Consider the following 26,246-nt stretch of genomic DNA (forward strand, 5'->3'; position numbering starts at 1 on the left):
CGAGTTCTACGACTCGCTCGCGATCATCGCCGCCTCGGCGTCGTCGCAGATCTCGGGTATCCCGTTCTCGGGCCCGATCGGTGCAGTGCGCCTCGCGCTCATGCCCGGCTACGGCACCGAGCCCGACCAGTGGATCGCGTTCCCGAAGCACTCGCAGCTCGAGGAGGCCGTCTTCGACATCGTCGTCGCCGGTCGCGTCGTGACCGCTTCCGACGGTTCGCAGGACGTCGCGATCATGATGGTCGAGGCCGAGGCCACCGAGGGTTCCTGGAACCTCATCAAGGCCGGCGCCACGAAGCCCAACGAGGCCGTCGTGGCCGAGGGCCTCGAGGCATCGAAGCCCTTCATCAAGCAGCTCGTCGAGGCGCAGGCCTCGATGGCTCAGCAGGCCAACAAGGCGGTGCGCGAGTACCCCGTGTTCCTGCCCTACACCCAGGCCGCCTACGACGCCGTCGCCGCTCTCGCCTACGACGAGCTGGTGGGCATCTACCAGATCGCCGACAAGATCGAGCGCCAGAACGCCGACGACGCACTGAAGGACCGCGTCAAGGCCGCCATCGCCGCGAAGGTCGAAGCGGGCGAGCTCGACGCCGACATCCTGCCGACGGTCTCCGCCGCCTACAAGTCGGTCACCAAGGTCGTCGTCCGCGGTCGCATCCTGAAGGACGGCGTGCGCATCGACGGTCGCGGCCTGGCCGACATCCGGCCGCTCGACGCCGAGGTCGCGGTCATCCCGCGCGTGCACGGCTCCGCCATCTTCCAGCGCGGTGAGACCCAGATCCTGGGCGTCACCACGCTGAACATGCTGAAGATGGAGCAGCAGATCGACTCGCTGAGCCCGATCACGCACAAGCGCTACCTGCACCACTACAACTTCCCGCCCTACTCGACCGGAGAGACCGGTCGCGTCGGGTCGCCGAAGCGTCGCGAGATCGGGCACGGCTTCCTCGCCGAGCGCGCCCTCGTGCCGGTGCTCCCCGCGCGCGACGAGTTCCCCTACGCCATCCGTCAGGTGTCCGAGGCCCTCGGGTCCAACGGCTCCACCTCGATGGGCTCGGTCTGCGCCTCGACCCTGTCGCTGCTGAACGCCGGTGTGCCGCTTCGCGCACCCGTCGCCGGCATCGCCATGGGCCTGGTGTCGGACGAGGTCGACGGCGAGACCCGCTACGCGGCGCTCACCGACATCCTCGGCGCCGAAGACGCTCTGGGCGACATGGACTTCAAGGTGGCCGGAACCAGCGAGTTCATCACCGCGATCCAGCTCGACACCAAGCTCGACGGCATCCCCACCTCGGTGCTCGACGGTGCGCTGAAGCAGGCGAAGGCCGCGCGCGACGCGATCCTCGCCGTGCTGAACTCCGCCATCGACGCGCCCGACGAGATGGCTCCGACCGCGCCCCGCGTGATCTCGGTGCAGATCCCCGTCGACAAGATCGGCGAGCTGATCGGCCCGAAGGGCAAGACGATCAACGCGATCCAGGACGAGACCGGCGCCGACATCTCCATCGAGGAGGACGGCACCGTCTACATCGGCGCCGTCGACGGCCCGTCGGCCGAGGCCGCCCGCGCCCAGGTCAACGCCATCGCGAACCCGCAGAACCCCGAGATCGGCGAGCAGTTCCTCGGAACCGTCGTGAAGATCGCCACCTTCGGCGCCTTCGTCTCGCTCCTCCCGGGCAAGGACGGCCTGCTGCACATCTCCGAGGTGCGCAAGCTCGCCGGCGGCAAGCGTGTCGAGAACGTCGAAGACGTGCTCGGCGTGGGCCAGAAGATCCTCGTGGAGATCACGAAGATCGACGACCGCGGAAAGCTGTCGCTCGCCCCGGTGCTCGCCGAGACCGGCGACACCGACAGCAGCGCTGCCGCCAGCGAGGGCCCCGAGGCCCCCGCCGAGGGCTGAGTTTGCTGCTGGGGGCGGCGTGCTTCGCGCGCCGTCCCCAGTGCGCGCCGGTCCCTGCCCGGCGCGCGCGACATGTGAGGGTGCGGTCGCTTCGCGGCCGCGCCCTCACCTTGGGTCATCGAAAAAGGCCCGTTGCGTGGTGTCACCCCTCCCAGGTCTTGGGAACGGGAACACCACGCGACGGGCCTTTTCTCGTCCCCGGGAGTGTCGTCACCCTCCCAGGTCGTGGGAAGGGGCACACCACGCGACGGGCCTTTTTCCTGTACCCAGGGCGGTACCGGTGCCGGGCGGCGCCGCGCAGCGACGCCGAACGACACCGGCACCGCATGTCGCCCGCGCCGCAGAGGCGGCGGCGCGGCTAGGCTGGACCAGATGACGAACGGCGCTGTACCTCTGCCTCTTGATGTTCCGGAACTGTCTATCGGCGATGTGGCCGAGGGACTGGTGCGGCGAACGATCCTTCCGAGCGGGGTGCGCATTCTCACCGAGCACGTGCCCGGGAGCCGGAGCGCGACGATCGGCTACTGGATCGGCGCCGGCTCGCGCGACGAGCTCGGCGCGGTCGACGGGCTGCCGTCGCGGCACGGGTCGACGCACTTCCTCGAGCACCTGCTGTTCAAGGGCACGCCGACCCGCACGGCCCTCGACATCGCCATCTCCTTCGACTCCGTGGGCGGCGAGCACAACGCCGTCACCAGCAAGGAGTACACCTGCTGCTACGCCAAGGTGCGCGACGCCGACCTGCCGATGGCGGTCTCGGTGCTCTCGGACATGGTGACCTCGTCGCTCCTCGACCCGGTCGAGTTCGAGAACGAGCGCGGCGTCATCCTCGAGGAGCTCGCCATGGCCGAGGACGACGGGGGCGACCTCGTGGGCGAGAAGATCTTCGAGGCCGTGCTCGCCGGGCATCCGCTCGGCCGCCCCGTCGGCGGCACGCCCGACGCCATCCGCGCCGTCACCCGCGACGCCGTCTGGCAGCACTACGCCGCCGGCTACCGCCCGAACGACCTCATCGTCTCGGCAGCCGGCGCCGTCGACCACGACGAGCTCGTGCGCGCCGTCGAGGCCTCGCTCCGCCTCTCGTCGTGGGATCTCGACACCCCGGCCGCCCCCCGCCCGCGCCGCTCCACGACCGTCTGGACTCCGGGCGAGATCGCACCCGTGACCATCGTGCGGAAGCCCACCGAGCAGGCCAGCGTCATGGTCGGCATGCCCGGCATCGTCGCGGGCGACGACCGTCGCACCACGATGGCCGTGCTCAACTCCGTCTTCGGCGGCGGCATGTCGTCGCGGCTGTTCCAGGAGGTGCGCGAGAAGCGCGGCCTCGCCTACTCGGTCTACTCCTACGCCGCCTCCTACTCGGATGCGGGCGTGTTCATGATGGCGGCCGGCTGCACGCCGGGTCGCGAGGGCACGGTCACCGAGCTCATGCTCGCCGAGCTCCGCCGCCTCGCCGACGACGGCATCACCGCCGACGAGCTCGCCCGTGCGCACGGCCAGCTCTCCGGATCCGCCGCCCTCGCCCTCGAGGACAGCGACACCCGCATGTCGCGGCTCGGCCGTGCCGAGCTCACGCTCGGCGAGTTCGTCGACCTCGACGAGAGCGTGCGGCGCCTGAACGCCGTCACCCGCGACGACGTGCAGCGTCTCGCCCGCGAACTCGCCGACGGCCCGATGGGCATCGCCGCGGTGGGACCGGTCGACGCCGGCGCCTTCTCCCCGGCGGTGACCGTCTGATGGCGCACACCCTCTACCTCGTGCGGCACGGCGAGCAGCTCGACGCCGAGCACGGCGTGGCCGACGGCCCGCTCTCGCCCCGAGGCCAGCGCCAGTCCCGGCTGATCGCCGACCGGCTCGGCGGCGTGCCCTTCGACAGCGTCTGGCACTCGCCCCTGCAGCGGGCCGAGCAGACCGCGCACATCATGTCCGAGCACCTGCCGGCCCTCGACCCGCAGCCGAGCGCCCTGCTCTTCGACTGCGTGCCCTCGGGCTACTCGCCCCAGATGCCGCACGCCTTCGAGGCCTTCTTCAACTCCGTCACCGAGGCCGAGCTCGAGGCGGGGCAGGCCCAGATGTCGGATGCCGTGGCCGAGTTCCTGACGCCGGCGCGCGAGACCACGCACGACCTGCTGATCACCCACAACTTCGTGATCGCGTGGTTCGTGCGCGAGGCGATGGATGCGCCGGAGTGGCGCTGGGCCGGCCTCAACCAGGCGCACGGCGGGCTCACGATCATCCGCTTCAAGTCGGGGCGGCAGCCCGAGCTCGTGGCCTACAACGACCTCGGCCACCTTCCGGTCGAGCTGCGCACGGGCATGAACGACCCCCAGCCCTACTGAGCCCGACCGCCGTTGCGCGCCGGTCGCCCCTGCCCGCCTGCTCACGGCCGCCGGGTAGATTGGTGGCATGACTACGAAGGTCGCCGTCGTCGGCGCAACGGGCAAGCTGGGCCGGCTCATCGCCGGCATCGTGGACGACTCGGCCGAGTTCGAGCTCGTGGCGTCGCTGGATTCGCGCAGCCCGCTCGAGGACATGCTCGCCGCCGACCTCGTGGTCGATGTGACCGTGCCCGGTGTCAGCCAGAAGGTCGTCGAGTTCGCCGTGGAAAACGGCCGCCAGGTGCTCGTGGGCACCTCGGGCTGGTCGGCCGACCGCGTGAAGGGGCTCCGTCGCCTGCTCGGCGACACCCCGGCATCCGGAGTCGTCGTGGTGCCCAACTTCTCGCTCGGCTCGGTGCTCGCCACGTCGTTCGCCGCGATGGCCGCGCGCTTCTACGACTCGATCGAGATCATCGAGGCCCATGCGTCGACGAAGGTGGACTCACCCTCCGGAACCGCCGTGCGCACCGCCGAGCTCATGGGCGAGGCGAGGGCCGCGATCGGTCCGGTCTCAGCGCCCCACACCGACCAGCGGGCGCGCGGCCAGCAGGTCGCGAGCATCCCGATCCACAGCCTGCGGCTCGCCGGGGTCGTGGCCAAGCAGGACGTGGTGTTCGGCGGCACGGGGGAGGTGCTGACCATCACGCACGAGACCATCTCACCCTCGGCCTACGCGACGGGGATCGGTGTGGCGCTCCGGGCCGCGGTCACGGTGCGCGGCGTCGTGGTGGGGCTCGACCAGCTCCTCGATCTCGACGGCCGCGGGGCACGAGCGGCGAGCGATGACAGCGGCGCCGACGGGACGGATGCGCCGGATGCGCCGGATGCTCCGGAGAACGTCTCGGGTCAGGCGGCGACCGCCACCAGCGTGACCCCGTGAAGGGCCGCGTCGCCGCCCTCCTGACCGCCGTGCTGCTGGCGATCTACCTCGTGCTCGTGGCCCAGCGGGCCGTGCTGTTCGTGCTCACGGGGGAGCCGATCGGCATCGTCATCGGCGTGGCCCTCATCGTGCTGCCGATCATCGGAGCCTGGGCGCTCGTGCGCGAGCTCATGTTCGGCGCCCGCACCCAGCGGCTCGTGGAGCAGCTGGACCGCGAGGGCGAGCTGCCCGTCGACGACCTGCCGAAGCGGGCGAGCGGCCGCCCCGAGCGCGATGCGGCGGATGCCTCGTTCGGGCTCTACCGCGACGCGGTGGAGAAGGACGAGTCGGACTGGCGAGCCTGGTTCAGGCTCGGCCTCGCCTACGACGCCTCGGGGGATCGACGAAGGGCCCGCCAGGCCCTCCGCACCGCCATCACGCTCGAGCGCTCCGACCCGAGGGCCCGCGCCTGACGCGCACCCGCGACCGGGGCGGTTCCCGGAGCTCGCCTCAGAGCTGTTCGAGCGCCGCGTCGATCGTCTGGTCGGCGAACGTGAAGCCGTCGGCCGTGAGCTTCTGGCTCGAGACGTCCTGATCGGCCAGCAGCAGGTCGCGCCCGGCGTCGGCCAGGGCCGCCTTGAGCGCCCACGCGGGAGCCGGCAGCCAGTACGGCTTGCGGAGCTTCTCGGTCAGCTCGCGCACCACGACGGCCGCTGACACGGGCCGGGGTCCGACGAGATTGACCGGACCCTCGAGCGAGGAGTCGAGCAGGTGCCGGATGGCGGCCGCCTCGTCGCGGAGACTCACCCACGGCCAGATCTGCTCGCCGGAGCCGAGCGGGCCGGCGAGCCCCGCCTTGGCGATCAGGGCGAGCGGCTTGAGCGCCCCACCGCCCTTGCCGATCACGAGGCCCGTGCGGAGGAACGTGACCCTGGTCGCCTCGGCGGCGGGAGCGGCGGCACGCTCCCAGGCCTCGGTGACCTTCGCGAGGAATCCGGTGCCCTGCGCCGAGGCCTCGGTGAGGGTCTCACCCGGGCGGTCGCCGTAGAACCCGACGGCGGAGCCGCTGAGGAACACGGCGGGCGGGGAGTCGGAACGCCGGATCGCCTCGGCGAGGGTTCCCGTGGCCTGCAGCCGCGACTGCAGGATCTCGCGCTTGTACGGCAGGGTCCAGGGAAGTCGCGAGATCGACGCCCCGGAGAGGTTGACGACGGCGTCGACGCCGTCGATGATCGAGGTCTTGATCCAGCCCGCCTCCGGATCCCAGCTGCGCTCGGTGGCGGTGCGTGCGGGCCGGCGCACGAGGATGAGCGGGGTGTGCCCGTCGGCCTCGAGCTGCCGGGCGAGCTCGGTGCCGATGAAGCCGGAGCCGCCGGCGATGAGGACGGTCTTCGTCATGCCAGGCTCGCTTCCAGGGTGATCGGGACACCGGCGAGGGCCCGCGAGACCGGGCAGCCGGCCTTGGCCTCCTCGGCGATCCGCTGGAACGCGGCCTCGTCGATGCCGGGCACGATGGCGCTCACCAGCAGGTGGCTGCCGGTGATGCCTTCGGCGGGGTCGAAGGTGACGGCCGCGGTGGTCTGCAGCGACTCCGGGGGAGTGCCGGCCTCGGCCAAGGCGTTCGCGAAGGCCATCGAGAAGCACGACGCGTGCGCGGCGCCGAGGAGCTCCTCGGGCGTCGAGACGGCGTCGCTCCCGGTGACGCCCTCGCTCCGCGCCTTCCAGTGCACGGCCATGCTCGCGGCGCCGGAGCTGTCGAGGGTCACGGTGCCCGCTCCGCTGGTCAGGTCACCGTGCCAGACGGTGGTCGCTTCACTGGTCACAGCCATGTCGTGCCTCCTGTCGGTGGCTCCAGACTAGGCGTCCCGGCCGGGATTCCGCTGGAGCTCAGGCCGCGCGGCCCGTGGGCCGCAGGCGCACGAGCAGCAGATACAGCTGGCAGCCGATGCAGTAGCCGAACACCGCGTTGAGGAAGGCGGCGACGAACGCGGCGCCCGCGGCCACGGGGACCGCGTACGGTATCCCGAGGGCGGCGGCGACCAGTCCCGCGGCCGTCACGACGAAGCCGACGAGCTGGGCGAAGGTCGGCGGCCTCGGATCCTCGAGCTCCTTCGGCGGCCCCAGCCGCGGTCGCACGAGCGCGCGGAAGAGGAGGCCGTACGGGTGCCGCGCGACCCCGGCGGTGGCACCCCGGAGGAACAGCAGGCTGATGGCGGTGAGCAGCAGGAAGGCCGGCTGCAGCACCCGGTCGAGCAGGCCTGAGCCCGGCGCGGGGTCGAGGGCGATGCCGAGCAGGATCGTGATCAGCAGCAGTGCGGCGGTGATCCCGGCGCCCAGTCGGGGTGAACGGGGGTCGATCATGCGAACTCCTCGAGACGGTCGATCACGACGGAGCGCCTGACGGCGCCACCGATCCGGGTGCGCACGACGCCACGGCGGTCGAGCACGAGAGTGGTGGGGGTCTGCAGGAGGGAGAACCGCCGAACCAGGTCGGCGCGATGGGTGACGTCGACGTCGAGATAGGCCACGCCCTCCCGCTCGGCCGCCAGGGCGCTCAGCACGCGGCGGGTGCCGGGGCAGCTCGAGCAGAACTCCGTGGAGAACTGCACGAGCGTGGCCCTCTCGCCGAAGGCGCCGTCGAAGGTGCCACCGAAGTCACCGGTGGCCAGGGGGGCCTCCTCGTGCTTCAGCGGCGAGGCGGCCCCCTGCCGCCGACGCCACAGCAGCCCCACCGCGGTCGTCGCCCCCACCAGGGCGACGACCACGACGGAGGCGATGATCCAGTCCATCGGCGGGGATCAGGTGTACCAGGTGGGCTCGGGCACCTGGTTGAGGAGGACGTACTCGCCGACCTCGCGCTTCTTGTAGGCGATGGGGTCGTGCAGGCTGTGCGTGCGGAGGTTGCGCCAGAAGATGTCGAGGCCCACGGAGCTCGCCGAGGCGCGGGCGCCGGTGAGCTCGTAGACCTTCGTGGCCACCTCGAGGCCGTCGTCGACGATGCGGAGCTTGCCCGCCGCGATCCGCACCGCGATCTCGCCCCGGCGGCGCTCCGTCAGCTCCTCGCGCGGAGCGTGCAGCACCTCGCTGATCTCGGCGCCGGCCGCGTCGAGCAGGGCCTCATCGGCCCAGAGCTTCGACTGCAGCTCGCCGTAGCCCTCGAGGAGGTACCACTCCTCGGTCGCGCGCGCCTTGTCGTCGCCGCCGTAAGGCCAGGGGCGCGTGGTCGTGCGGGTGTACGACGACGCCGTCTCGAGGGCGCCCTCGGCGATGCCGAGGTAGAAGTTCGCGAAGACGAGCTGGATTGTCGGTACGTTGAGCGTGTTGTAGACGATGGGCTGGAAGATCCGGTCGACGAAGCCGGCCGCGGCCGCCCACGGCACCCGCACATCCCTGATCTCGACGGATCCGGATTCGGTGAGCCGCTGGCCGAGGCTGTCCCAGTCGTCGGCGAACACGATGCCCTCCTGGGCGGTCGGCACGATCGCGAAGATGTGGATGCCGGTGCCCTCGAGCACGCCCTCCAGCACGGTGAGGTCGGAGACCTGGCCGCCGGTCGAGAACGACTTGCGCCCCGAGTAGACGAGATCGTCGCCGTCCTCGCGGATGGTGAGGTCGGAGTCGCGCGGGTTGACGGCGCCGCCGAAGAGGTAGTCGTTGGCCGTGTAGAGCTCCTCGACCGCCGCGACCTGCTCGTCGGTGGCCACGAGCCGCGCGGCCCACGCCCAGAGGTAGTGGTAGCCGAGCACCTGGCCGATCGAGCCGTCGCCGCGGGCGACAGCCCGGATCACCTTGTAGGCCGTGTCCCAGGTCTCCCCGGCACCGCCGTGCTCCCGTGGGCCGAGGAGGGTGACGAGCCCGGCCTCCTTGAGCAGGCGCACCTCGGCGTGCGGCGTCGCGTTGGCGCGGTCGCGCTCGACCGCGTCGACGGCGAGGATGTCGGCCACCTCGCGGGCCCGGGCGATCCACCCGGCGCTGTCCTCGGGTCGGGCTTCGTCCCGCCAGCGGTCGGCGAGGCCTGTGGTCACTGGATCCGTGATCGTCACGTTGATTCCTTCCGGTTCGGCAGCGTTTCGGCTGGTGGTTCATCACGGTAGGAGCGTGCGCACGGGCCATCGCTTGTGTGACCGAGAAAGTCCCGCCGCCCCGTCGTGCTAGCCTGATCCCGTGCTTTTCGGTCTGCTCCTTCTTAGCTGCCGCGACGAGTCCTAGTTCTCAGGCCTCCCTCGTCGCGGAGTTCGCCATTGGCTGACCACACCACAACCCCCGAGGGAACGCACCGATGAAGAACAATCAGGCAGCCTCTGCCATGCCGATCCACAAGTACCGGCCCTACCACGAGCAGATCGCCGTCGACCTGCCCGACCGCACCTGGCCCGCGAAGCGCATCACCGAGGCGCCGCGCTGGTGCGCCGTCGACCTCCGCGACGGCAACCAGGCCCTCATCGATCCGATGAGCCCCGAGCGCAAGCGCATCATGTTCGACCTGCTCGTGAAGATGGGCTACAAGGAGATCGAGGTCGGCTTCCCGAGCGCCTCGCAGACCGACTTCGACTTCGTGCGCTCCCTCATCGAGGAGAACGCGATCCCGGACGACGTGACCATCCAGGTGCTGACCCAGGCGCGCGAGCACCTGATCAACCGCACCTACGAGTCGATCAAGGGCGCCAAGCAGGCGATCGTGCACCTCTACAACTCCACGAGCATCCTGCAGCGCGACGTCGTCTTCCGCACCGACAAGCAGGGCATCATCGACATCGCGCTCGAGGGCGCCCGGCTCTGCCGCGAGGCCGAGAAGACCATCCCCGAGACCAGCGTCTACTACGAGTACTCTCCCGAGAGCTACACGGGCACCGAGCTCGAGTTCGCGGTCGACATCTGCAACCAGGTGCTCGAGGTCTTCGAGCCGACGCCCGAGCGGAAGGTCATCATCAACCTGCCCTCGACCGTCGAGATGGCCACCCCCAACATCTACGCCGACTCGATCGAGTGGATGGGCCGGCACCTCGCCCACCGCGAGAACGTCATCATCTCGCTGCACCCGCACAACGACCGCGGCACCGCCGTGGCGGCCGCCGAGCTGGGCTACCTGGCCGGTGCCGACCGCATCGAGGGGTGCCTGTTCGGCAACGGCGAGCGCACCGGCAACGTCGACCTGGTCGCGCTCGGCATCAACCTGTTCACGCAGGGCATCGACCCCCAGATCGACTTCAGCGACCTCGACGAGGTGCGTCGCACCGCCGAGTACTGCAACCAGCTCAAGGTGCACGAGCGGAGCCCGTGGGCGGGAGACCTCGTCTACACGGCCTTCAGCGGCTCGCACCAGGATGCGATCAAGAAGGGCTTTGAGGCGATGGCCGCCGACGCCGCGGCGCAGGGCAAGGACGTCGACGACCTCGTCTGGGCCGTTCCCTACCTGCCGATCGACCCGAAGGATCTGGGCCGCTCCTACGAGGCGGTCATCCGGGTCAACTCGCAGTCCGGAAAGGGCGGTGTGGCCTACCTGCTGAAGACCGACCACGCGCTCGACCTGCCGCGCAAGCTGCAGATCGAGTTCTCCGGCGTCGTGCAGGCGAAGACGGATGCCGAGGGCGGCGAGGTCACGAGCGACCAGATCTGGACGATCTTCCAGGACGAGTACCTGCCGGCTCCCGCCGACCGCGCCGAGGAGAAGTGGGGCCGGTTCGAGCTCACCCGCACCCGCACGGCCAGCGATCTCTCGGGATCCGTCTCGCTCGAGGTCGAGCTGCGGATCGGCGAGCAGGTCGTCGAGACCGGCGCCACCGGCAACGGGCCGATCGCCGCGTTCCTCAACGTGATGAGCGAGCAGGGCATCGAGATCAAGCTCTACGACTACGTCGAGCACGCGCTGAGCGCCTCGGGCGACGCGCTGGCCGCGGCCTACGTGGAGCTGCAGGTCGACGGCACGCGGCTGTGGGGCGTGGGCATCGACGCCGACATCTCGACCGCGTCGCTGAAGGCCGTCGTCTCGGCCGTCAACCGCGCCCTCCGCGTGCGCGACGCCGACCGCGAGCTCGCCGCCGTCTGATCCCTCGGGGCGTTCTCCCCGGGCACTAGCATGAGCGCATGCTGACAGTGCTCGGGGAGATCCTCCCGCTCGCCTTCGCGGTGATCATCTCGCCGATGCCGCTCGTGGCGGTGATCACGCTCCTGCTCGGCCCCAAGGGCCGGGCCAACGCCGTCGTCTTCACCGTCGCCTTCGCCGTGGCCTTCTTCGTGCTCACCCTCGCCCTCGCCTCGGGATCGAAGGGCACCACCGAGAACGACTCGTTCTTCGCGCAGCTGTTCCACATCGTGATCGGCTTCGCCTTCGCGGCGCTGTTCTTCTACCTCGCCTACCGCAGCTGGAAGAAGCGGCCCCGGAAGGGCGCCACCCCGGCCGAGCCGAAATGGCTCGCCGCGATGGACTCGTTCGGCGTGGTGAAGGCGGCCGGGCTCGGGGTGCTCCTCGGCGTGGCGAACATCAAGAACGTGCCCATCGCGATCGCCGCGGGCGCCGCCATCGGCACGGCCGACCTCGAGTGGCCGCTCGTGATCGTCGCCTCCGCGGTCTTCGCGCTGCTGTCGTGCCTCGGCCTGATCGTGCTGTCGGTCGTCGGGGCCTCGCACTCGAGCACTGTCTCGAGCGGCCTCGCCTCGGCGAAGGCGGCGCTGATCCGGCACAACAGCCTCATCATGATGGTGCTCTTCGTCATCCTCGGCGCGCTGCAGCTCGGGCGGGCCCTCGAAGCTCTCTGAGCGATACTGGTCGGGTGCCCGTTTATCGAGATGAAGCCGTCGTGCTGCGCACCCACAAGCTGGGTGAGGCCGACCGGATCGTCACGCTCCTGACGCGGCAGCACGGCAAGGTGCGCGCCGTCGCGCGCGGCGTGCGGCGCACCGCCTCGAAGTTCGGGGCGCGGCTCGAGCCGTTCATGGTGGCCGACGTGCAGTTCTACGAGGGCCGCTCGCTCGACAGCATCACCCAGGCCGTGACCCTCGGCTCGTACGGCGCCGAGATCACCGCCGACTACGCGAGCTACACGGCCGCGAGCGCCATGGTGGAGACCGCCGACAAGGTCACCGAGCACGAGCCCTCGCTGCAGCAGTACCTGCTCCTGGTCGGGGCGCTCCGCTCGCTCGCCCGGCGCGAGCACGGCGTCACGTCGACCCTCGACTCCTACCTCCTCCGGGCGCTCTCGATGGCCGGCTGGGCACCGAGCTTCCACGACTGCGCCGTCACGGGTGCGGCCGGCCCGCACTCCGCCTTCGTGGTGCAGCTCGGCGGTGTCGTGAGCGACGAGGTGGCGCCTCCCGGCACCCCGCGGCTCGATGCGGGCACCCTCGAGCTGCTCGCCGCGCTCCTCACGGGCGACTGGGCGGTGGTCGACGCGGCCGCTCCCGGCACCCGCGCACGCGCGAGCGGTATCGTGTCGGCGTACACCCAGTGGCACCTCGAGCGCGGCCTCCGCTCGCTCGAGCACGTCGAGCGGATCGAGGGCCCCGACCACCGGCCCCGCGCCGCCCGGCCGGTCTGATGACCGTGCCCCCGATGGCGAAAGAGCATCCGTGAGCCGAGTCCGCAAGTCCCCGCCGCCCGCCGAGCCGTTCCGCGCGCTCGACTGGACCGGCCTCCAGCCGCCGGCCGTGCCCCTCGCATCGGTGCCGAAGCACGTGGCGATCGTGATGGACGGCAACGGCCGGTGGGCCAACCAGCGCGGCCTCACCCGCATCGAGGGCCACCGGGCCGGCGAGGCGGCGCTCCTGGACGTCGTGGCCGGTGCCATCCAGATCGGTGTGCAGCACGTGAGCGTCTACGCCTTCTCCACCGAGAACTGGAAGCGGTCGCCCGAGGAGGTGCGCTTCCTGATGGGCTTCAACCGGGAGGTGCTGCACCGCCGGCGCGACCAGTTGAACGAGTGGGGCGTGCGCATCCGCTGGGCCGGCCGGAAGCCGAGGCTCTGGGCGAGCGTGATCAACGAGCTGCAGTTCGCCGAGCGCATGACGGCCCACAACAGCACCCTCACGCTCACGATGTGCGTCAACTACGGAGGCCGCACCGAGATCGCGGATGCCGTGCGCGCGATCGCCGACGACGTCGCGGCCGGGCGCATCCGGCCCTCCGCGGTGTCGGAGAAGCTCATCCAGAAGCACCTCTACTTGCCGGACCTGCCGGACGTCGACCTCTTCGTGCGGAGCTCGGGGGAGCAGCGCACCTCGAACTTCCTGCCCTGGCAGTCGGCCTATGCCGAGATGGTGTTCCTCGACCGGCTCTGGCCCGACTTCAGCCGGGTCGACCTCTGGCAGGCCATCGAGCACTACGCCGGGCGCAACCGCCGCTTCGGCGGCGCGGTCGACGCGCCGAAGACCGACGGCTGACGGTCGGCGGCCGGCGCGGAATGGTGACGCCGCCTCGCGTGTTGTGCCTGTCGTGAGTGATTCCATCAAGATCGACATCTGGTCCGACATCGCGTGCCCCTGGTGCTACATCGGCAAGCGCAAGCTCGAGCACGGGCTCGAGGAGTACTCCGCCGGCGTCGACGCCCTGCCGGTCGAGATCGAGTACCACAGCTTCGAGTTGTCGCCGGACACGCCGGTCGACTTCGACGGCTCGACCACCGACTACCTCGCCGCACGCAAGGGCATGCCGGTCGAGCAGGTCACCCAGATGCTCGAGCGCGTCACGGGGATCGCCGCGTCGGTGGGCCTCGACTACGACTTCGACGAGGTCAAGCACACCAACACGGTGAAGGCGCACCAGCTCATCCACTACGCCAAGGCCCACGGCGTGCAGCTCGCCGCGAAGGAGCGCCTGCTCAAGGCGTACTTCGTCGACGGACGGCACGTGGGCCGGGTGGAGGACCTCGCCGATCTCGCCGCCGAGATCGGGCTCGACCGGGAGGACGTGCTGCGGTCGCTGAACGCGGACGAGTTCCTCGAGGCCGTGCACGCCGATCAGCGACAGGCCCAGGCCTACGGCATCCAGGGCGTGCCGTTCTTCGTGATCGACGGCCGCTACGGCATCTCGGGGGCCCAGGATGCCGCCGCGTTCGTGCAGGTGCTCGAGCAGGTCGCCGGCGAGCGCACCGAGGTGGGGGCATGACCGGCCTCACGATGGTCGGCGGCGCGGGCATGAACTGCGAGGGCGACAGCTGCGCCATCCCGTCGGCCGATGCCGTGACGGGTGCCCCGGATGCGGAGCCCGCGACCGGGTCCGAGACCATGGTCGCCGAACCCGCCGGGGTCAGCGCGGAGTGACCGGCTCCGAGATGTCGGCGACGGTGGCCTCCAGGGCCGTCGCGAGGGCATCCGCGTCGACGAAGGCGCTGTGGCCGTGGGCGCCGGCGCCCATCGCCACCCGGCGGCCGCGGAACGACTCGTCGAGGTAGACCGGCCAGGCGGTCGTGCTGCCGAGCGGGGTGATCGTGCCGCGCTCGTAGCCCGTGGCCTCGAGGGCGACGTCCTGGTGGGGCATCGCCAGCCGGTTGACCCCCACGAGGGCGCGGAGCTTCGGCCAGCTGATCTGCCGGTCTCCCGGGATGAGGGCGAACAGGAAGTCGCCGTCGTGGCGCTTCACGACGAGGCTCTTGAGGATGCCGGAGGGCTCGAGCCCGAGCAGCGCCGCCGCCTCCTGCAGCGAGCCGGCCTGCGGGCGCTCCACGATCTCCACCTCCAGCCCCAGCTGCTCGGCGTGCTCGCGTACCCGATCCGTCCCCGTCTTGTCACTCACATCCAGGCCCAACGCCCGCTCCGTCCACAGGATTCCCGGAATCGTCCGGAGCACCGCCCTCGTCTGGGAGAATCGATACCGATGTCCACTTCAGCACTCACCGACCAGAAGCTCTCGATCGGGCCCATCCGGCTCGACGTGCCGGTCGTGCTCGCGCCCATGGCCGGCATCACCAACACCGCGTTCCGCCGGCTCTGCCGCGAGTTCGGTGCCGGCCTCTACGTCAGCGAGATGATCACGAGCCGTGCCCTCGTCGAGCGCAACGAGGCCACGATGCGCCTCATCACGCACCACCCCTCCGAGACGCCGCGGTCGATCCAGCTCTACGGCGTCGACCCGGCCACGATGGCCGAGGCCGCCCGCATCCTCGTGGCCGAAGACCGCACCGACCACATCGACATGAACTTCGGCTGCCCGGTGCCCAAGGTCACCCGCAAGGGCGGGGGAGCCGCACTGCCGTGGAAGACGGGGCTGTTCCGCGAGATCGTGGAGCGCGTGGTCGACGCGGCCGGAGACATCCCGGTCACGGTCAAGATGCGCAAGGGCATCGACTCCGACCACCTCACCTACCTCGAGGCCGCCAAGGCCGCCGAGGGGGCAGGCGTCGCGGCCATCGCGCTGCACGCGCGCACCGCCGCAGACTTCTACAGCGGCCAGGCCGACTGGTCCGCGATCGCCCGCCTCAAGGAGGCCGTCTCGAGCGTGCCGGTGCTCGGCAACGGCGACATCTGGTCGGGCGAGGACGCGCTGCGCATGGTCGACGAGACGGGCTGCGACGGCGTCGTGGTGGGCCGGGGGTGCCTCGGGCGGCCCTGGCTGTTCGGCGACCTCGCGGCCGCCTTCCGCGCTCGCGCGGGCGAGATCTCGGGGGACGAGGCGGCGCGGCTCCGTGCGGCGCCCTCGCTCGGCGACGCGGTGAAGACCCTGCGCCGGCACGCCGAGCTGCTCGTGGAGTTCTTCGGCGACGAGGGGCGCGCGTGCCGCGACATCCGCAAGCACGTCGCCTGGTACCTCAAGGGCTACCCGGCCGGCCACGAGGTGCGCGCCTCGCTCAGCACGGTCGGCTCGCTCGACGAGATGGACGAGATCCTCGCCACCCTCGACTGGTCCGAGCCCTACCCCGGGCGCGACGCCGAGGGGCCGCGTGGCCGGGCCGGCAGCCCGAAGAAGCCGGCGCTGCCCGAGAACTGGCTGGCCTCCCGAGACCTCGAACGGGCCGGGCGGGCCGACCTCGCCGCGGCAGAACTGGAACACAGCGGTGGCTGACGCCCTCGACCTCACGACCTACGCGCCCACCAAGGGCTACGCCGACGCCGACGCCGAGCGGCTCCTCCCCGAAGAGCACTACACCCGGCGCAGCGACTTCGCGCGCGACCGGGCGCGCATCCTGCACTCGTCGTCGCTCCGGAGGCTCGCCGCCAAGACCCAGGTGCTGAGCCCGGCTGTCGTCGCCGACTTCGCGCGCAACCGGCTGACCCACTCGCTCGAGGTGGCTCAGGTGGGCCGCGAGCTCGCTGCGAGCCTCGACCTGGATCCCGACGTGGTCGACTCGGCGTGCCTCGCGCACGACCTCGGGCATCCGCCGTTCGGGCACAACGGCGAGCGGGCGCTCAACGAGTGGGCGCGATCGATCGGCGGCTTCGAGGGCAACGCGCAGAGCCTGCGCATCCTCAGCCGGCTCGAGCCCAAAGTCATGGGCGAGAACGGCCGCAGCTACGGCCTCAACCTCACCCGGGCGAGCCTCGACGCGAGCTGCAAGTATCCGTGGACCGCGGCGAGCCCCGTCGAGGATCCGAGCGGCCGGCTCAAGTACGGCGTCTACGACGACGACGTGGAGGTCTTCGAGTGGCTCCGCCAGGGTGCGCCCGAACGCACGCTCTGTGTTGAAGCGCAGGTGATGGATCTCTCGGACGACATCGCCTACTCGGTGCACGACTTCGAAGACGCCGTGCTGAACGGCTACATCGAGGTCGAGGTGCTCGGGGCCCGGGTCGACCACGAGGCGCTCGTGCGGAGCGTCCACGCCCGTGCCGGAGGCGGCTTCACGCTCGACGAGCTCTCCGAGGCCTTCGAGCGCCTCGACTCCCTGCAGGTCTGGCTCTCGGAGTGGGACGACTCACGCCAGGACCACGCGAAGCTCAAGAACCTCACGAGCCAGCTCATCGGCCGGTTCGCCGGGGCCGCCACGCGGGCCACCCGCGAGTCCTATCCCACGCCGAGCATCACGCGCTACAAGGCCAACGTGGTGGTGCCCGACTGGGTCGCCGCCGAGATCGCCACGCTCAAGGGCATCGTCTCGGTGTTCGTGATGTCGAACGACGCCAGGCAGCCGCTCTACCTCGATCAGCGCACGCTGCTGATGGAGCTCGCCGACGCCCTCTGGGAGTCGGGGGGCACCGCGCTCGACACGGCGTTCGCCGGCGACTGGCGCCAGGCCCACGACGACACCGCGAGGCGCCGGGTCGTGGTCGACCAGGTCGCGAGCCTCACCGACCAGACCGCCGTGCTCTGGCACGAGCGGCTGTGCGGCTCCTCCGCCGGGCGGGCGGCCCTGCCGCCCTCACTGGCCGGCCGGAACGCGTCCTAGACCGATGGCAGGGCTGATCCGCCGCGGCGACATCGACGAGGTGCGCTCGCGCACCAACATCGCCGACGTCGTGAGCGACTTCGTCACCCTGAAGAGTGCGGGCGTCGGCTCCATGAAGGGGCTCTGCCCGTTCCACGACGAGCGCTCACCGAGCTTCCACGTGCGCCCCCAGGTGGGCTTCTACCACTGCTTCGGCTGCGGCGAGGGCGGCGACGTCTTCACCTTCCTGCAGAAGATGGACCACGTCACCTTCTCCGAGGCCGTCGAGCGGCTCGCCGCCAAGATCGGCTACCAGCTGCACTACGAAGACGGCGGAACTCCGAGCGACCAGGGCAACCGGGCGCGCCTGCTCGCCGCCAACGAGGCGGCCAGGGAGTACTTCGCCGAGCAGCTCACCGCTCCGGGGGCCGACGCGGGCCGCGCCTTCCTGGGGGAGCGCGGCTTCGACGCCCAGGCCGCCGCACGCTTCGGCGTGGGCTACGCCCCGCAGGGGTGGGACAATCTGGGCAAGCACCTCAAGGGCCGAGGCTTCACCGAGGCCGAGCTCACCGCCGCCGGGCTCCTGAGCTCGGGTGACCGCGGCACCTACGACCGCTTCCGCGGCCGGCTGATCTGGCCGATCCGCGACCAGACCGGCCAGACCGTGGGCTTCGGCGCGCGCCGCCTGTTCGACGACGACAAGGGCCCCAAGTACCTCAACACCCCCGAGACGCCGGTCTACCACAAGGCCCAGGTGCTCTACGGGCTCGACCTCGCCAAGCGCGACATCTCGCGGAGCCGCCAGGTGGTCGTGGTCGAGGGCTACACCGACGTGATGGCCTGCCACCTCGCAGGCGTCACCACCGCCGTCGCCACCTGCGGCACCTCGTTCGGGGTCGACCACATCAAGATCATGCGCCGCGTGCTCGCCGACGACTCGGCGGGCCTCGGCGAGGTCGTGTTCACGTTCGATCCGGATGCGGCGGGCCAGAAGGCCGCCCTCCGCGCGTTCAGCGAGGAGCAGCGCTTCGCCGCCCAGACCTACGTCGCCGTCGCCCCCGACGGTCTCGACCCGTGCGACCTGCGCCTCGCCAAGGGCGACGACGCCGTGCGGCGGCTGGTCAAGGCCAAGCGGCCGATGTTCGAGTTCGTGATCAAGCAGAAGCTCTCGGCCTACGACCTCGAGACGGTCGAGGGCCGGGTGGCGGCGCTTCGCGATGCGGCGCCCATCGTGGCCGAGATCCGCGACCCCGCCGTGCGGCCGGGCTACGCGCGGCAGCTCGCGAAGATGCTCGGCCTGGAGCTCGACGAGGTCAACGCGGCCGTGGCGCGCGGGCGCAGCAGCACTGAGCGCGGGGGAGACCGGGCCGGCGATCGCAACGGCAACCCCGGCGGCCGCGTCGACCCCCGCGACCGGGCTGCGCTGCCTGTGGGGGGCTCCGGCGGCTACGCTGCTTCCGGCGGGCCGGGTGCATCCGGTGCCACGTCGCCCGCGGCCGATCCGCTCGTCCACTCGGTCACGAGCCTCGCGCCGATCGAGCAGCGGCCGAGCGTGTCGCTCACCCAGCTGCCCTCCACCACGGCCGTGCGCACCGAGCGCGACGCGCTGATGGCCATCCTGCAGGCGCCCGTGGCGATCGGCCGCGACCTCCTCGTGCAGGCGAGCGTCTGCGGCTTCAGCCACCCGGCCCTCGCCGCGGTGCGCGACTCCGTGGGGCGGAACGTCGACTCCTTCGAACGCCCCGACTGGATGACGGTGGTGCAGAACGACGTGCCCGAGGAGTACCGCTCGCTCGTGGAGCAGCTCGCCGTGGCGCCCATCCCCGAGCGTCCCGAACGGCAGGTCGAGCTCTACCTCCGCCGGATCACGATCTCGCTCATCCAGCGCGACATCCTGCGCCGCAAGGAGCTGCTGCTCGGCCGCCTGCAGCGCACCGACGCGGTGGCCGACCCTGTCGCCTACCGCGAGGTGCAGGTGCAGCTCGTGCAACTCGAGGCCGACCGACGCGCCTTCCTGGCGGAATAGCGGGGAGCGCCTAGGCTCTGTGCAATGGCCGACCGAAACATCCTGCACGCCTCCGACGTGACCATCGAGTACCCCGCCCACAGTGTGAGTGCGGCGCACACGGCCGTCCGAGGTGTGACCCTGACGGTCGCCCCCGGCGAGATCGTGGGGATCGTGGGCTCGAGCGGATCGGGCAAGTCGACCCTCGCGCAGGTCGCCTCCGGCCAGGCCGCGGTGCGCACCGGCAACGACGGTTCGCCTCGCGTGGTGGGTGGCAGCCTCGAGGTGCTGGGCTACGAGATGCGCGGCCTCAAGCGCCGCAAGCTCGCCGAGTTCACGCTCGGTGTGGGCTACGTGGCGCAGGATGCGGGTTCCCGGCTGACCTCGAACATGACGGTTGCGGAGCTCGTGGCCGAGCCGCTGTTCCTCCGCGACAAGCGCTTCGACCGCAAGGAGGCGGGCCTCCGGGCCGCCACCCTCGTCGATGCGCTCCTGCTGCCGGTCGGCACGATGCTGAAGCAGCCGCACGAGCTCTCGAGCGGCCAGCGGCAGCGCGTGGCCGTGGCCCGAGGGCTCATCCTCGACCCCGTGCTGCTGATCGCCGACGAGCCCACCGCGGGCGTCGACGTCTCGGTGCGCGGCGCCGTCATCGACGTCATCGCGGGCCTGCAGCGTTCGCGCGGTGCCAGCGCGCTGATCGTGAGCCACGACCTGGAGTCGCTGCGACGGGCCGTCGACCGGGTCGCGGTCATCCACGAGGGCGTCGTGGTGGGCCTCGGGACCATGGACGAGGTCTTCGACGACCCGCGGCATCCGTACGTGGCGAGTCTTGCCGCGGAGCTCCACGACCACGAGGAGCTGCACGCGGACGACGATGACGACGATGACGATGACGACGCCGAAGACGACGACGAGTTCGAGGACGACTACGACGACGTGGATGCCGCCGAGGAAAACGCGGCCGAACGCGAGGGCGGAGCCGCTGAAGGACAGGTCGGCGAGGAGCACGGCGTCCGATGACCTCGCGCCCGCCCCAGCATCGCGCCGTCCTCGCCGCCCACGCGGAGGTCGTTCCGGAGCACGAGCGGCCCACCCCCGGCCCCGTCGCCATCCTCCCGCGCCCCGAGCCGCTCTTCGTCGAGGCGATCGAGTCGGCCGGCGGCACCGTCGCCGAGCTCTCGCCCGAGACCCGCGGCATCGTCTGGCTCGACCAGTCGGGAGCCGACGAGTTCGCGCGCATCTTCCGCGACCATCCGGGTGTCGAGTGGGTGCAGCTGCCCTGGGCCGGGGTCGACGCCTTCTCCGAGGTGCTCGCCCGTGACGCGGCATCGCCGCGCCCGCGCCTGATCTGGACGAGCGCGAAGGGCGCCTACGCCCAGCCCGTCGCCGAGCACGCCCTCACCCTCATGCTGGCGCTGCTGCGCGACCTCCCCACGCGCGTGAGTGCCCGGAGCTGGGGCCCGAAGGCCGGCACCTCCCTCTACGGCCTCGACGTGGTCATCGTGGGAGCCGGCGGCATCGCCCTCGAGCTGCTGCGGCTGCTCGAGCCGTTCGGGGTCCGGTCGACGGTGGTGCGGCGCTCGAGTACGCCGGTCGCCGGAGCCCACCGCACGGTGCCGAGCGACCTCCTGCACGAGGTGCTCCCCGAGGCCGACGTGGTCGTGCTCGCGGCCGCGCTCACCACCGGGGGCACGAGCCGCATGCTCGGCACCCCGGAGTTCGAGTTCATGCGCGATTCGGCATACGTCGTCAACATCGCCCGAGGCGGCCTCATCGACACGGATGCCCTCGTCGAAGCGCTCGAGGCGGGCCGGATCGCCGGTGCGGGTCTCGACGTGACCGATCCGGAGCCGCTGCCCGACGGGCATCCGCTCTGGAACGCACCTGGCGTCATCATCACGCCGCACACGGCCGACACGCCGGAGATGACGTCGCTGCTCCTGGCCGAGCGACTCCGTCACAACGTGCGAGCCTTCCTGTCGGAGGGCGACTTCGAGGGCCGCGTCGACCCCGCCGCCGGGTACTGAGAGGCGCTCCTGCGATCGATTCGAGTCCTCGTGTCCGAGAGCACTCGAAAACGGTGGTAATGTAATTGACGCTTCTTCGGCAGCATTCCTCGATAGCTCAATTGGCAGAGCAGCCGGCTGTTAACCGGCAGGTTCTTGGTTCGAGTCCAAGTCGGGGAGCGAAGGCCCCGCGGCTCCACCCGCGGGGTCTTTTTCGTGTGCCGACACTCGTGTAACCGTCTCCAGCCGGTAGCGCACGCCAGGGCCGACCACGAGCATGTCGACCCCACGGGAGTGCAGCAGTGGCACGAGCTCGGTCTCACCGCGATCGATGAGGTCATCGGCCTTCGCGGCGAAGATCCTCGCCATCGGCCCTGTCGCCAGGTAGCTGTGCCCGCCGTGACGGACGACGTGGCTGTAGTCGTGCTCCATTGCCCTCGTACCCACTTTCACCGCCGAGGCTAGCCCGGCGGGACGCCGGGCACACAGGGGTTGCCAATCTGCGATCCATGGCCACAGGATGCCCCGCGGGAGGGTCGACGGACGTGCCGGGCTCGATGCTTCTGGCATCATCGTCGAGTGGCTGAGCGCAGTGCGGACGAGAAGAAGGCCCTGCGTGCCGCCCTCGCGGTGGGCCTCGCGACCGCCGCCTACGGGATCTCGTTCGGAGCCCTCGCCACGGTCTCGGGCCTCGACATCTGGCAGACCTGCTTCCTCAGCCTCGTCATGTTCACCGGCGGCTCGCAGTTCGCCCTCATCGGCGTGCTGGCCTCGGGCGGCCTGGCTGCCGGAGGAGCGGCCGTCACGAGCGCAGCGCTCCTCGGCACCCGCAACGTCTTCTACTCGATCCGGATGGCGCCGATCATCGGGCCCGGCTTCTTCCGGCGCGCCGCCGCGGCCCAGCTGACGATCGACGAGTCCGTCGCGGTGGCCAGCGCCCAGACCTCCCTGCCGGCGCAGCGCTACGGCTTCTGGGTCACCGGGATCGTCATCTACCTCGGCTGGAACCTCACCACCTTGATCGGCGCTCTCATCGGCGACCTGCTCGGCGACGTGAGCGCCTACGGGCTCGACGCCGCCGCTGCAGCGGCCTTCCTGGGGCTCCTGTGGCCCCGCCTCAAGGAACGGCAGACCCAGGCCGTGGCCGTGGGTGCCGCGGTCGTGGCGACCCTCCTGACGCCGTGGCTGATGCCCGGGCTGCCCGTGATCGTCGCCGCGGTCGTGGCGATCGTGATCGGCGGCTTCAACCTCTTCGCGCGGAAGGGGACGACGGCATGACCACGTGGCAGATCGTCATCCTCGCCTCGATCGTGTGCCTCGCGCTCAAGACGGTCGGCTACCTGGTGCCGCCCCGAGCCTTCGAGCACCCCACGGTCGCCCGCACGGCGAACCTGCTCACGGCCGCGCTCCTGGCCGCGCTCATCGCCGTGCAGACCCTGGGGGCCGGTCAGAGCATCCAGGTCGACGCCCGGCTGCCGGCCGTGGCCGTCGCCGCGGTGCTCTACGCGCTGCGGGTGCCGTTCGTCGTCGTCGTGATCGCAGCCGCGGCGGTGGCAGCACTCATCCGCGCCGTCACCTGAAGCACCGTCAGCTGAAGCACCGCCGCCTGAGGCGCGGTCACCCGAGGCGCGCTACGCGTCGAGGTCGTCGACGCCCGGCAGCCAGGCGTTCCCCGGCACGCCCCAGCCGCGCTTGCGCTCGATCTTCTGCACCACGCGCCCGTAGGCGCGGTCGAGGCGGTCGACGTAGAGCCGGCCCTCGAGGTGGTCGAACTCGTGCTGGAAGATGCGGGCGAGCCAGCCCTCGGCCTCGATCTCGAACGGCTCGCCGTCGAGATCCACCGCGCGCAGGATGGCGGCGTCGCCGCGGACGAGCGGGAAGCGCTCACCCGGGAACGAGAGGCAGCCCTCCGACTCGGTGTCCGGATCGGCCGGCTCGGTGGAAGTGGGGGTGATGAACAGCTCGGGGTTGATGGCGACCCCGCGGTAGACGACGTCGGCCTCGCCGTCGTCTCCCGGCTCCACGTAGCTGAACACGAAGAGCCGCAGCGGCACTCCCACCTGGGGCCCGGCGAGGCCGACCCCGGGAGCGGCATCCATCGTCTCGTACATGTCGGCGACCAGGGTGCGCAGCGTGTCGTCGATCTCGCGCACGGGCTCTGCGGGCGAGTGCAGAACCGGCTCACCGGAGATCCGAATCGGGAGAACGGCCATTCGCTAAGCCTATCCACGACGGCGGGAGGGTACTGTCGTCGAGTGCATCCTGAACTGCTCGTGCTGAGCGACCCGATCGCTCTCGATCCGAAGCAGTTCATCGGCATCCCGATCGCCCTCGTGGGCGCCGTCTTCCTGAGCCTCGGTGCCCAGTTCCAGCACCGTGGCGTCGCCAAGGTCGAGGCCGCCACGGGGGAGTCGCCGAAGGGCCTGAACGCCCGTCAGATGTTCGCGCTGCTCGCGCGGCCCTCGTGGGTCGTCGGCACCCTCATGCTCGGCCTCGCGGTCGTGTTCCAGCTCACGAGCCTCGGCTTCTCACCCATCATCGTGGTGCAGCCGCTCGGTGCGGTCGCCCTCGTGATCACGGCCGTGCTCAACTCCCGCATCAGCAAGGTCAGTCTCAACCGCAGCTCGGTGATCTCGATCGTGCTGTGCGTCGGCGGCGTGGGACTGTTCGTGCTCGTGGCCGCCTTCACCGCGGTCGACAAGCCCGTGACGGCGGGCAACCTCATCACGATCCTGATCATCCTCGCGGTGGTGCTCGTCGTCTTCGCGGCCGCGTTCGTGGTGCTCGGCAAGGGGTTCAAGGCGATCGCCTACATCATCGGGGCCGGCGTGCTCTACGGCTTCGTGGCGACGCTCGCGAAGGTGCTCATCTCGCGCCTGTTCCAGGGGCAGTTCGACTGGCTCACCGTGCTGGCCTTCATCGGGCTCCTCGCCGCGTTCGCGCTCGGCGGCTACTTCGTGCAGAACGCCTACTCCTCAGGGCCGCCGGATCTGGTGATCGCCGGTCTCACGGTCGTCGATCCGCTGGTCGCCGTCGGCATCGGCATCCTGGTGCTCGGGGAGGCGTCGCAGGCGCCGCTCTGGGCGGGGATCCTGTTCCTCGTGTTCGGTGCGGTCGCCACGCTCGGCGTGTTCGGACTGGCCCGTTACCACCCTCAGGCCAAGCGCTAGGGTAAGTTCTTCACCTGACGCCCGAATCAACCAGGTGACCCAGATCCACAGCCAGAAAGACGACGGTTTGACAGACTCCCGTGTTCCGAATCCCCAGGCCGGCGCCGACTCGACGCCGGGCACCACGGATCGGCCCCTGCGGATCCTGATCGGCGGCGACACCTTCTCGCCGGATGTGAACGGCTCGGCCCGCTTCGCCGAGCACCTGGCCTCCGGCCTCGCCGCCCGCGGGCACGAGGTGCACGTCGTGGCCCCCTCGGCGAAGCTGCCCACCGGAGCGCACACCGAGGTCTACGACGGCCAGGAGATCACCGTGCACCGGCTCTACAGCTGGCGCTGGTACCCGCACGACTGGCTGACCTTCGCCCTGCCGTGGCGGATCAAGCAGAACAGCGCCCGCATCATCGACGAGGTGAAGCCGGACGTCGTGCACTTCCAGTCGCACATCATCATCGGTCGCGGGCTGAGCGACGAGGCGCAGAAGCGCGGCATCCGCATCGTGGGCACCAACCACGTGATGCCCGAGAACATGCTCGCCTTCACGGGCATCCCCAAGTTCCTGCAGAACTGGGCGATCGGTCTCGCCTGGGCCGCCGCGCGCCGCTCCTTCATCCGCGCCGAGGCCGTCTCAGCCCCCACCCGCCGGGCCGCCGACTTCTTCGAGAAGGCCACCGGCATCGGCAACGTCTACGCCATCTCGTGCGGCATCAACGTCGACAACTACGTGCCCGACTTCACGCCGCGGAGCGAGAACCGCATCCTGTTCGTGGGCCGCGTGGCGGGCGAGAAGCAGATCGACGTGCTGCTGAAGGCCGTGCAGCTGCTGCCGTCCGATCTCGACGTGAAGCTCGAGATCGTGGGCGGCGGCGACCAGCTGAAGAACCTGCAGGCCATGGCCGTGCAGCTCGGCATCGGCGACCGCACCACCTTCACCGGCTACGTCACCGAGGAGGAGCTCCGGCGTGCCTACACGCGCTCGACGGTCTTCGCGATGCCCTCGATCGCCGAGCTGCAGTCGATCGCCACCATGGAGGCGCTCGCCAGCGGCCTCCCGGTGGTGGCCGCCGACGCCATGGCGCTGCCGCACCTCGTGCACGACGGCGAGAACGGCTACCTCTTCACGCCAGGTGATGCGCAGGACCTCGCCGACAAGCTCGAGCGCATCCTCCGCCTGCCGCAGGACGAACTCGAGGCCTTCAAGAACGCCTCGCTCTCGGTGGTCGCGGCGCACGACATCCAGCGCACCCTGACCACCTTCGAGCACCTCTACCGCGGCGAGCCCGTCACCGATCCGGCGGTCGTGCCGCCGTCGGCACCCGGATCGAAGCCCGGACCGGACCGGGTATCCTAGTCCTCGGGCACGGCTCCGGCGGTGCCCGCACGGGGCGGTAGCTCAGCTGGTCAGAGCAGCGGACTCATAATCCGTCGGTCACGGGTTCAAGTCCCGTCCGCCCTACGACTCGAGGCAGGGGGAGGACGCTCATGGCCGGGCACCGCATCTTCGGAACGCCGTTCGCGGCCATTCATCCCCACTACGTCGCTAAGGCCGAGCGCAAGGGCCGGTCGCGCGCCGAGGTCGACGAGGTCATCCGGTGGCTGACGGGCTACGACGAGGCAGAGCTCCAGGCGACTCTC

The 26,246-nt window shown here is 70.7% G+C and carries 28 protein-coding genes and 2 tRNA genes; 23 read left to right on the forward strand and 7 right to left on the reverse strand.

Going from position 1 to position 26,246, the window contains the following annotated elements; translation table 11 throughout:
• The 5 genes from Q0D57_RS12940 to Q0D57_RS12960 form a co-directional block, all read left to right on the forward strand.
• Positions 1-1,900: polyribonucleotide nucleotidyltransferase (locus Q0D57_RS12940; RefSeq protein ID WP_291044510.1), on the forward strand; the 1,900-nt coding region annotated here is incomplete at its 5' end.
• A 471-nt stretch (positions 1,901-2,371) separates the two neighbouring features.
• Positions 2,372-3,637, forward strand: a complete 1,266-nt coding sequence (locus Q0D57_RS12945; RefSeq protein WP_366518620.1) for a pitrilysin family protein — start codon at positions 2,372-2,374, stop codon at positions 3,635-3,637.
• Entirely contained in the window at positions 3,637-4,239 is a 603-nt protein-coding gene (locus Q0D57_RS12950; protein WP_291044514.1) for a histidine phosphatase family protein, read from the forward strand. Before Q0D57_RS12945 ends, Q0D57_RS12950 begins: the two co-directional genes overlap by 1 nt.
• A 67-nt stretch (positions 4,240-4,306) precedes the next feature.
• Positions 4,307-5,158 carry a 4-hydroxy-tetrahydrodipicolinate reductase gene (gene dapB / locus Q0D57_RS12955; RefSeq protein ID WP_291044517.1) on the forward strand — a complete coding sequence of 284 codons (852 nt, stop codon included), beginning with the start codon at positions 4,307-4,309 and terminating at the stop codon, positions 5,156-5,158.
• The gene (locus Q0D57_RS12960) at positions 5,155-5,610 is read left to right on the forward strand and encodes a tetratricopeptide repeat protein (RefSeq protein WP_291044520.1); all 456 of its coding nucleotides are present in this window, start codon (positions 5,155-5,157) and stop codon (positions 5,608-5,610) included. The genes dapB and Q0D57_RS12960 overlap by 4 nt, the downstream gene beginning before the upstream one ends.
• A gap of 37 nt (positions 5,611-5,647) precedes the next feature.
• Here Q0D57_RS12960 and Q0D57_RS12965 read toward each other — a convergent pair whose 3' ends face one another.
• Genes Q0D57_RS12965 through Q0D57_RS12985 form a run of 5 tightly spaced genes read right to left on the reverse strand, consistent with a single transcriptional unit; the run spans position 5,648 to position 9,180 of the window.
• Entirely contained in the window at positions 5,648-6,535 is an 888-nt protein-coding gene (locus tag Q0D57_RS12965; RefSeq protein WP_291044528.1) for a TIGR01777 family oxidoreductase, read from the reverse strand.
• Positions 6,532-6,966 carry an OsmC family peroxiredoxin gene (locus tag Q0D57_RS12970; protein ID WP_291044535.1) on the reverse strand — a complete coding sequence of 145 codons (435 nt, stop codon included), beginning with the start codon at positions 6,964-6,966 and terminating at the stop codon, positions 6,532-6,534. Before Q0D57_RS12970 ends, Q0D57_RS12965 begins: the two co-directional genes overlap by 4 nt.
• Before the next feature lie 58 nt (positions 6,967-7,024).
• A complete protein-coding gene (locus tag Q0D57_RS12975; RefSeq protein ID WP_291044539.1) occupies positions 7,025-7,498 on the reverse strand; it encodes a DUF4395 domain-containing protein in 474 nt (157 codons plus the stop codon).
• Positions 7,495-7,926, reverse strand: a complete 432-nt coding sequence (locus Q0D57_RS12980) for a thioredoxin family protein (protein WP_291044542.1) — start codon at positions 7,924-7,926, stop codon at positions 7,495-7,497. Before Q0D57_RS12980 ends, Q0D57_RS12975 begins: the two co-directional genes overlap by 4 nt.
• 9 nt (positions 7,927-7,935) lie before the next feature.
• Positions 7,936-9,180, reverse strand: coding sequence for an acyl-CoA dehydrogenase family protein (locus Q0D57_RS12985; protein WP_291044545.1), 1,245 nt, complete (start codon positions 9,178-9,180; stop codon positions 7,936-7,938).
• Between the two features lie 236 nt (positions 9,181-9,416).
• Between Q0D57_RS12985 and leuA the strand changes: the two genes are divergently transcribed.
• Genes leuA through Q0D57_RS13015 form a run of 6 tightly spaced genes read left to right on the forward strand, consistent with a single transcriptional unit; the run spans position 9,417 to position 14,392 of the window.
• The gene (leuA, locus tag Q0D57_RS12990; RefSeq protein ID WP_291044547.1) at positions 9,417-11,183 is read left to right on the forward strand and encodes a 2-isopropylmalate synthase; all 1,767 of its coding nucleotides are present in this window, start codon (positions 9,417-9,419) and stop codon (positions 11,181-11,183) included.
• A gap of 38 nt (positions 11,184-11,221) precedes the next feature.
• Positions 11,222-11,893, forward strand: coding sequence for a GAP family protein (locus tag Q0D57_RS12995; protein WP_291044550.1), 672 nt, complete (start codon positions 11,222-11,224; stop codon positions 11,891-11,893).
• A 14-nt stretch (positions 11,894-11,907) separates the two neighbouring features.
• Positions 11,908-12,672, forward strand: coding sequence for a DNA repair protein RecO (gene recO / locus Q0D57_RS13000; RefSeq protein ID WP_291044557.1), 765 nt, complete (start codon positions 11,908-11,910; stop codon positions 12,670-12,672).
• Positions 12,673-12,703: 31 nt separating this feature from the next.
• Complete coding sequence (locus Q0D57_RS13005; protein ID WP_291044564.1) at positions 12,704-13,513, forward strand: isoprenyl transferase; 810 nt, start codon at positions 12,704-12,706, stop codon at positions 13,511-13,513.
• A 52-nt stretch (positions 13,514-13,565) separates the two neighbouring features.
• Positions 13,566-14,237: a DsbA family oxidoreductase gene (locus Q0D57_RS13010; RefSeq protein ID WP_291044572.1), complete on the forward strand. Its 672-nt coding sequence runs from the start codon at positions 13,566-13,568 to the stop codon at positions 14,235-14,237.
• The gene (locus tag Q0D57_RS13015) at positions 14,234-14,392 is read left to right on the forward strand and encodes a hypothetical protein (protein WP_291044575.1); all 159 of its coding nucleotides are present in this window, start codon (positions 14,234-14,236) and stop codon (positions 14,390-14,392) included. Before Q0D57_RS13010 ends, Q0D57_RS13015 begins: the two co-directional genes overlap by 4 nt.
• On the opposite strand, the gene Q0D57_RS13020 is transcribed toward Q0D57_RS13015, so the two are convergent.
• Positions 14,379-14,864 (reverse strand): aminoacyl-tRNA deacylase, encoded by a 486-nt coding sequence (locus tag Q0D57_RS13020; protein ID WP_291044580.1) that lies wholly within the window; start codon positions 14,862-14,864, stop codon positions 14,379-14,381. The two genes, Q0D57_RS13015 and Q0D57_RS13020, sit on opposite strands and share 14 nt — an antisense overlap.
• 81 nt (positions 14,865-14,945) lie before the next feature.
• On the opposite strand from Q0D57_RS13020, the gene dusB reads away from it, so the two are divergent.
• The 8 genes from dusB to Q0D57_RS13060 all read left to right on the forward strand — a co-directional run bounded on the left by dusB (position 14,946) and on the right by Q0D57_RS13060 (position 23,021).
• Entirely contained in the window at positions 14,946-16,130 is a 1,185-nt protein-coding gene (gene dusB, locus Q0D57_RS13025; RefSeq protein ID WP_291044583.1) for a tRNA dihydrouridine synthase DusB, read from the forward strand.
• Positions 16,123-17,451, forward strand: a complete 1,329-nt coding sequence (locus Q0D57_RS13030) for a deoxyguanosinetriphosphate triphosphohydrolase (RefSeq protein WP_291044589.1) — start codon at positions 16,123-16,125, stop codon at positions 17,449-17,451. Before dusB ends, Q0D57_RS13030 begins: the two co-directional genes overlap by 8 nt.
• A gap of 4 nt (positions 17,452-17,455) precedes the next feature.
• Positions 17,456-19,456, forward strand: coding sequence for a DNA primase (gene dnaG, locus Q0D57_RS13035; protein WP_291044592.1), 2,001 nt, complete (start codon positions 17,456-17,458; stop codon positions 19,454-19,456).
• A gap of 24 nt (positions 19,457-19,480) precedes the next feature.
• Positions 19,481-20,455, forward strand: coding sequence for a dipeptide/oligopeptide/nickel ABC transporter ATP-binding protein (locus Q0D57_RS13040; protein WP_291044595.1), 975 nt, complete (start codon positions 19,481-19,483; stop codon positions 20,453-20,455).
• Positions 20,452-21,462, forward strand: coding sequence for a D-isomer specific 2-hydroxyacid dehydrogenase family protein (locus tag Q0D57_RS13045; RefSeq protein WP_291044598.1), 1,011 nt, complete (start codon positions 20,452-20,454; stop codon positions 21,460-21,462). The genes Q0D57_RS13040 and Q0D57_RS13045 overlap by 4 nt, the downstream gene beginning before the upstream one ends.
• Before the next feature lie 86 nt (positions 21,463-21,548).
• Positions 21,549-21,621, forward strand: a tRNA-Asn gene (locus tag Q0D57_RS13050).
• Between the two features lie 399 nt (positions 21,622-22,020).
• The gene (locus Q0D57_RS13055; protein WP_291044601.1) at positions 22,021-22,719 is read left to right on the forward strand and encodes an AzlC family ABC transporter permease; all 699 of its coding nucleotides are present in this window, start codon (positions 22,021-22,023) and stop codon (positions 22,717-22,719) included.
• Positions 22,716-23,021 (forward strand): AzlD domain-containing protein, encoded by a 306-nt coding sequence (locus Q0D57_RS13060; protein WP_291044606.1) that lies wholly within the window; start codon positions 22,716-22,718, stop codon positions 23,019-23,021. The genes Q0D57_RS13055 and Q0D57_RS13060 overlap by 4 nt, the downstream gene beginning before the upstream one ends.
• 51 nt (positions 23,022-23,072) lie before the next feature.
• Here the strand turns inward: Q0D57_RS13060 and def are convergent, their stop codons facing one another.
• The gene (gene def, locus Q0D57_RS13065; protein WP_291044609.1) at positions 23,073-23,654 is read right to left on the reverse strand and encodes a peptide deformylase; all 582 of its coding nucleotides are present in this window, start codon (positions 23,652-23,654) and stop codon (positions 23,073-23,075) included.
• Positions 23,655-23,696: 42 nt separating this feature from the next.
• Between def and Q0D57_RS13070 the strand changes: the two genes are divergently transcribed.
• The 4 genes from Q0D57_RS13070 to Q0D57_RS19425 all read left to right on the forward strand — a co-directional run.
• On the forward strand, positions 23,697-24,611 hold the full coding sequence (locus Q0D57_RS13070; RefSeq protein ID WP_291044614.1) for a DMT family transporter: 915 nt from the start codon (positions 23,697-23,699) through the stop codon (positions 24,609-24,611).
• A 148-nt stretch (positions 24,612-24,759) separates the two neighbouring features.
• Positions 24,760-25,962: a glycosyltransferase gene (locus Q0D57_RS13075; RefSeq protein ID WP_291044618.1), complete on the forward strand. Its 1,203-nt coding sequence runs from the start codon at positions 24,760-24,762 to the stop codon at positions 25,960-25,962.
• A gap of 31 nt (positions 25,963-25,993) precedes the next feature.
• A tRNA-Ile gene (locus Q0D57_RS13080) sits at positions 25,994-26,067 on the forward strand.
• Between the two features lie 26 nt (positions 26,068-26,093).
• Positions 26,094-26,246, forward strand: a 153-nt coding sequence (locus Q0D57_RS19425) for a DUF2200 family protein (protein ID WP_366518622.1), incomplete at its 3' end; no start/stop codon positions are given.

The organism is Herbiconiux sp. (assembly GCF_023264895.1).
GTDB lineage: Bacteria > Actinomycetota > Actinomycetes > Actinomycetales > Microbacteriaceae > Herbiconiux.

Bases quoted from the DNA above. Each gene is read 5' to 3' on its own strand.
- Q0D57_RS12950 (WP_291044514.1), top strand. From the start codon at position 3,637: ATGGCGCACACCCTCTACCTCGTGCGGCACGGCGAGCAGCTCGACGCC.
- dapB (WP_291044517.1), top strand. From the start codon at position 4,307: ATGACTACGAAGGTCGCCGTCGTCGGCGCAACGGGCAAGCTGGGCCGG.
- Q0D57_RS12965 (WP_291044528.1), bottom strand. From the start codon at position 6,535: ATGACGAAGACCGTCCTCATCGCCGGCGGCTCCGGCTTCATCGGCACC.
- Q0D57_RS12970 (WP_291044535.1), bottom strand. From the start codon at position 6,966: ATGGCTGTGACCAGTGAAGCGACCACCGTCTGGCACGGTGACCTGACC.
- Q0D57_RS12975 (WP_291044539.1), bottom strand. From the start codon at position 7,498: ATGATCGACCCCCGTTCACCCCGACTGGGCGCCGGGATCACCGCCGCA.
- Q0D57_RS12980 (WP_291044542.1), bottom strand. From the start codon at position 7,926: ATGGACTGGATCATCGCCTCCGTCGTGGTCGTCGCCCTGGTGGGGGCG.
- leuA (WP_291044547.1), top strand. From the start codon at position 9,417: ATGAAGAACAATCAGGCAGCCTCTGCCATGCCGATCCACAAGTACCGG.
- Q0D57_RS12995 (WP_291044550.1), top strand. From the start codon at position 11,222: ATGCTGACAGTGCTCGGGGAGATCCTCCCGCTCGCCTTCGCGGTGATC.
- Q0D57_RS13015 (WP_291044575.1), top strand. From the start codon at position 14,234: ATGACCGGCCTCACGATGGTCGGCGGCGCGGGCATGAACTGCGAGGGC.
- dusB (WP_291044583.1), top strand. From the start codon at position 14,946: ATGTCCACTTCAGCACTCACCGACCAGAAGCTCTCGATCGGGCCCATC.
- dnaG (WP_291044592.1), top strand. From the start codon at position 17,456: ATGGCAGGGCTGATCCGCCGCGGCGACATCGACGAGGTGCGCTCGCGC.
- Q0D57_RS13040 (WP_291044595.1), top strand. From the start codon at position 19,481: ATGGCCGACCGAAACATCCTGCACGCCTCCGACGTGACCATCGAGTAC.
- Q0D57_RS13045 (WP_291044598.1), top strand. From the start codon at position 20,452: ATGACCTCGCGCCCGCCCCAGCATCGCGCCGTCCTCGCCGCCCACGCG.
- Q0D57_RS13060 (WP_291044606.1), top strand. From the start codon at position 22,716: ATGACCACGTGGCAGATCGTCATCCTCGCCTCGATCGTGTGCCTCGCG.
- def (WP_291044609.1), bottom strand. From the start codon at position 23,654: ATGGCCGTTCTCCCGATTCGGATCTCCGGTGAGCCGGTTCTGCACTCG.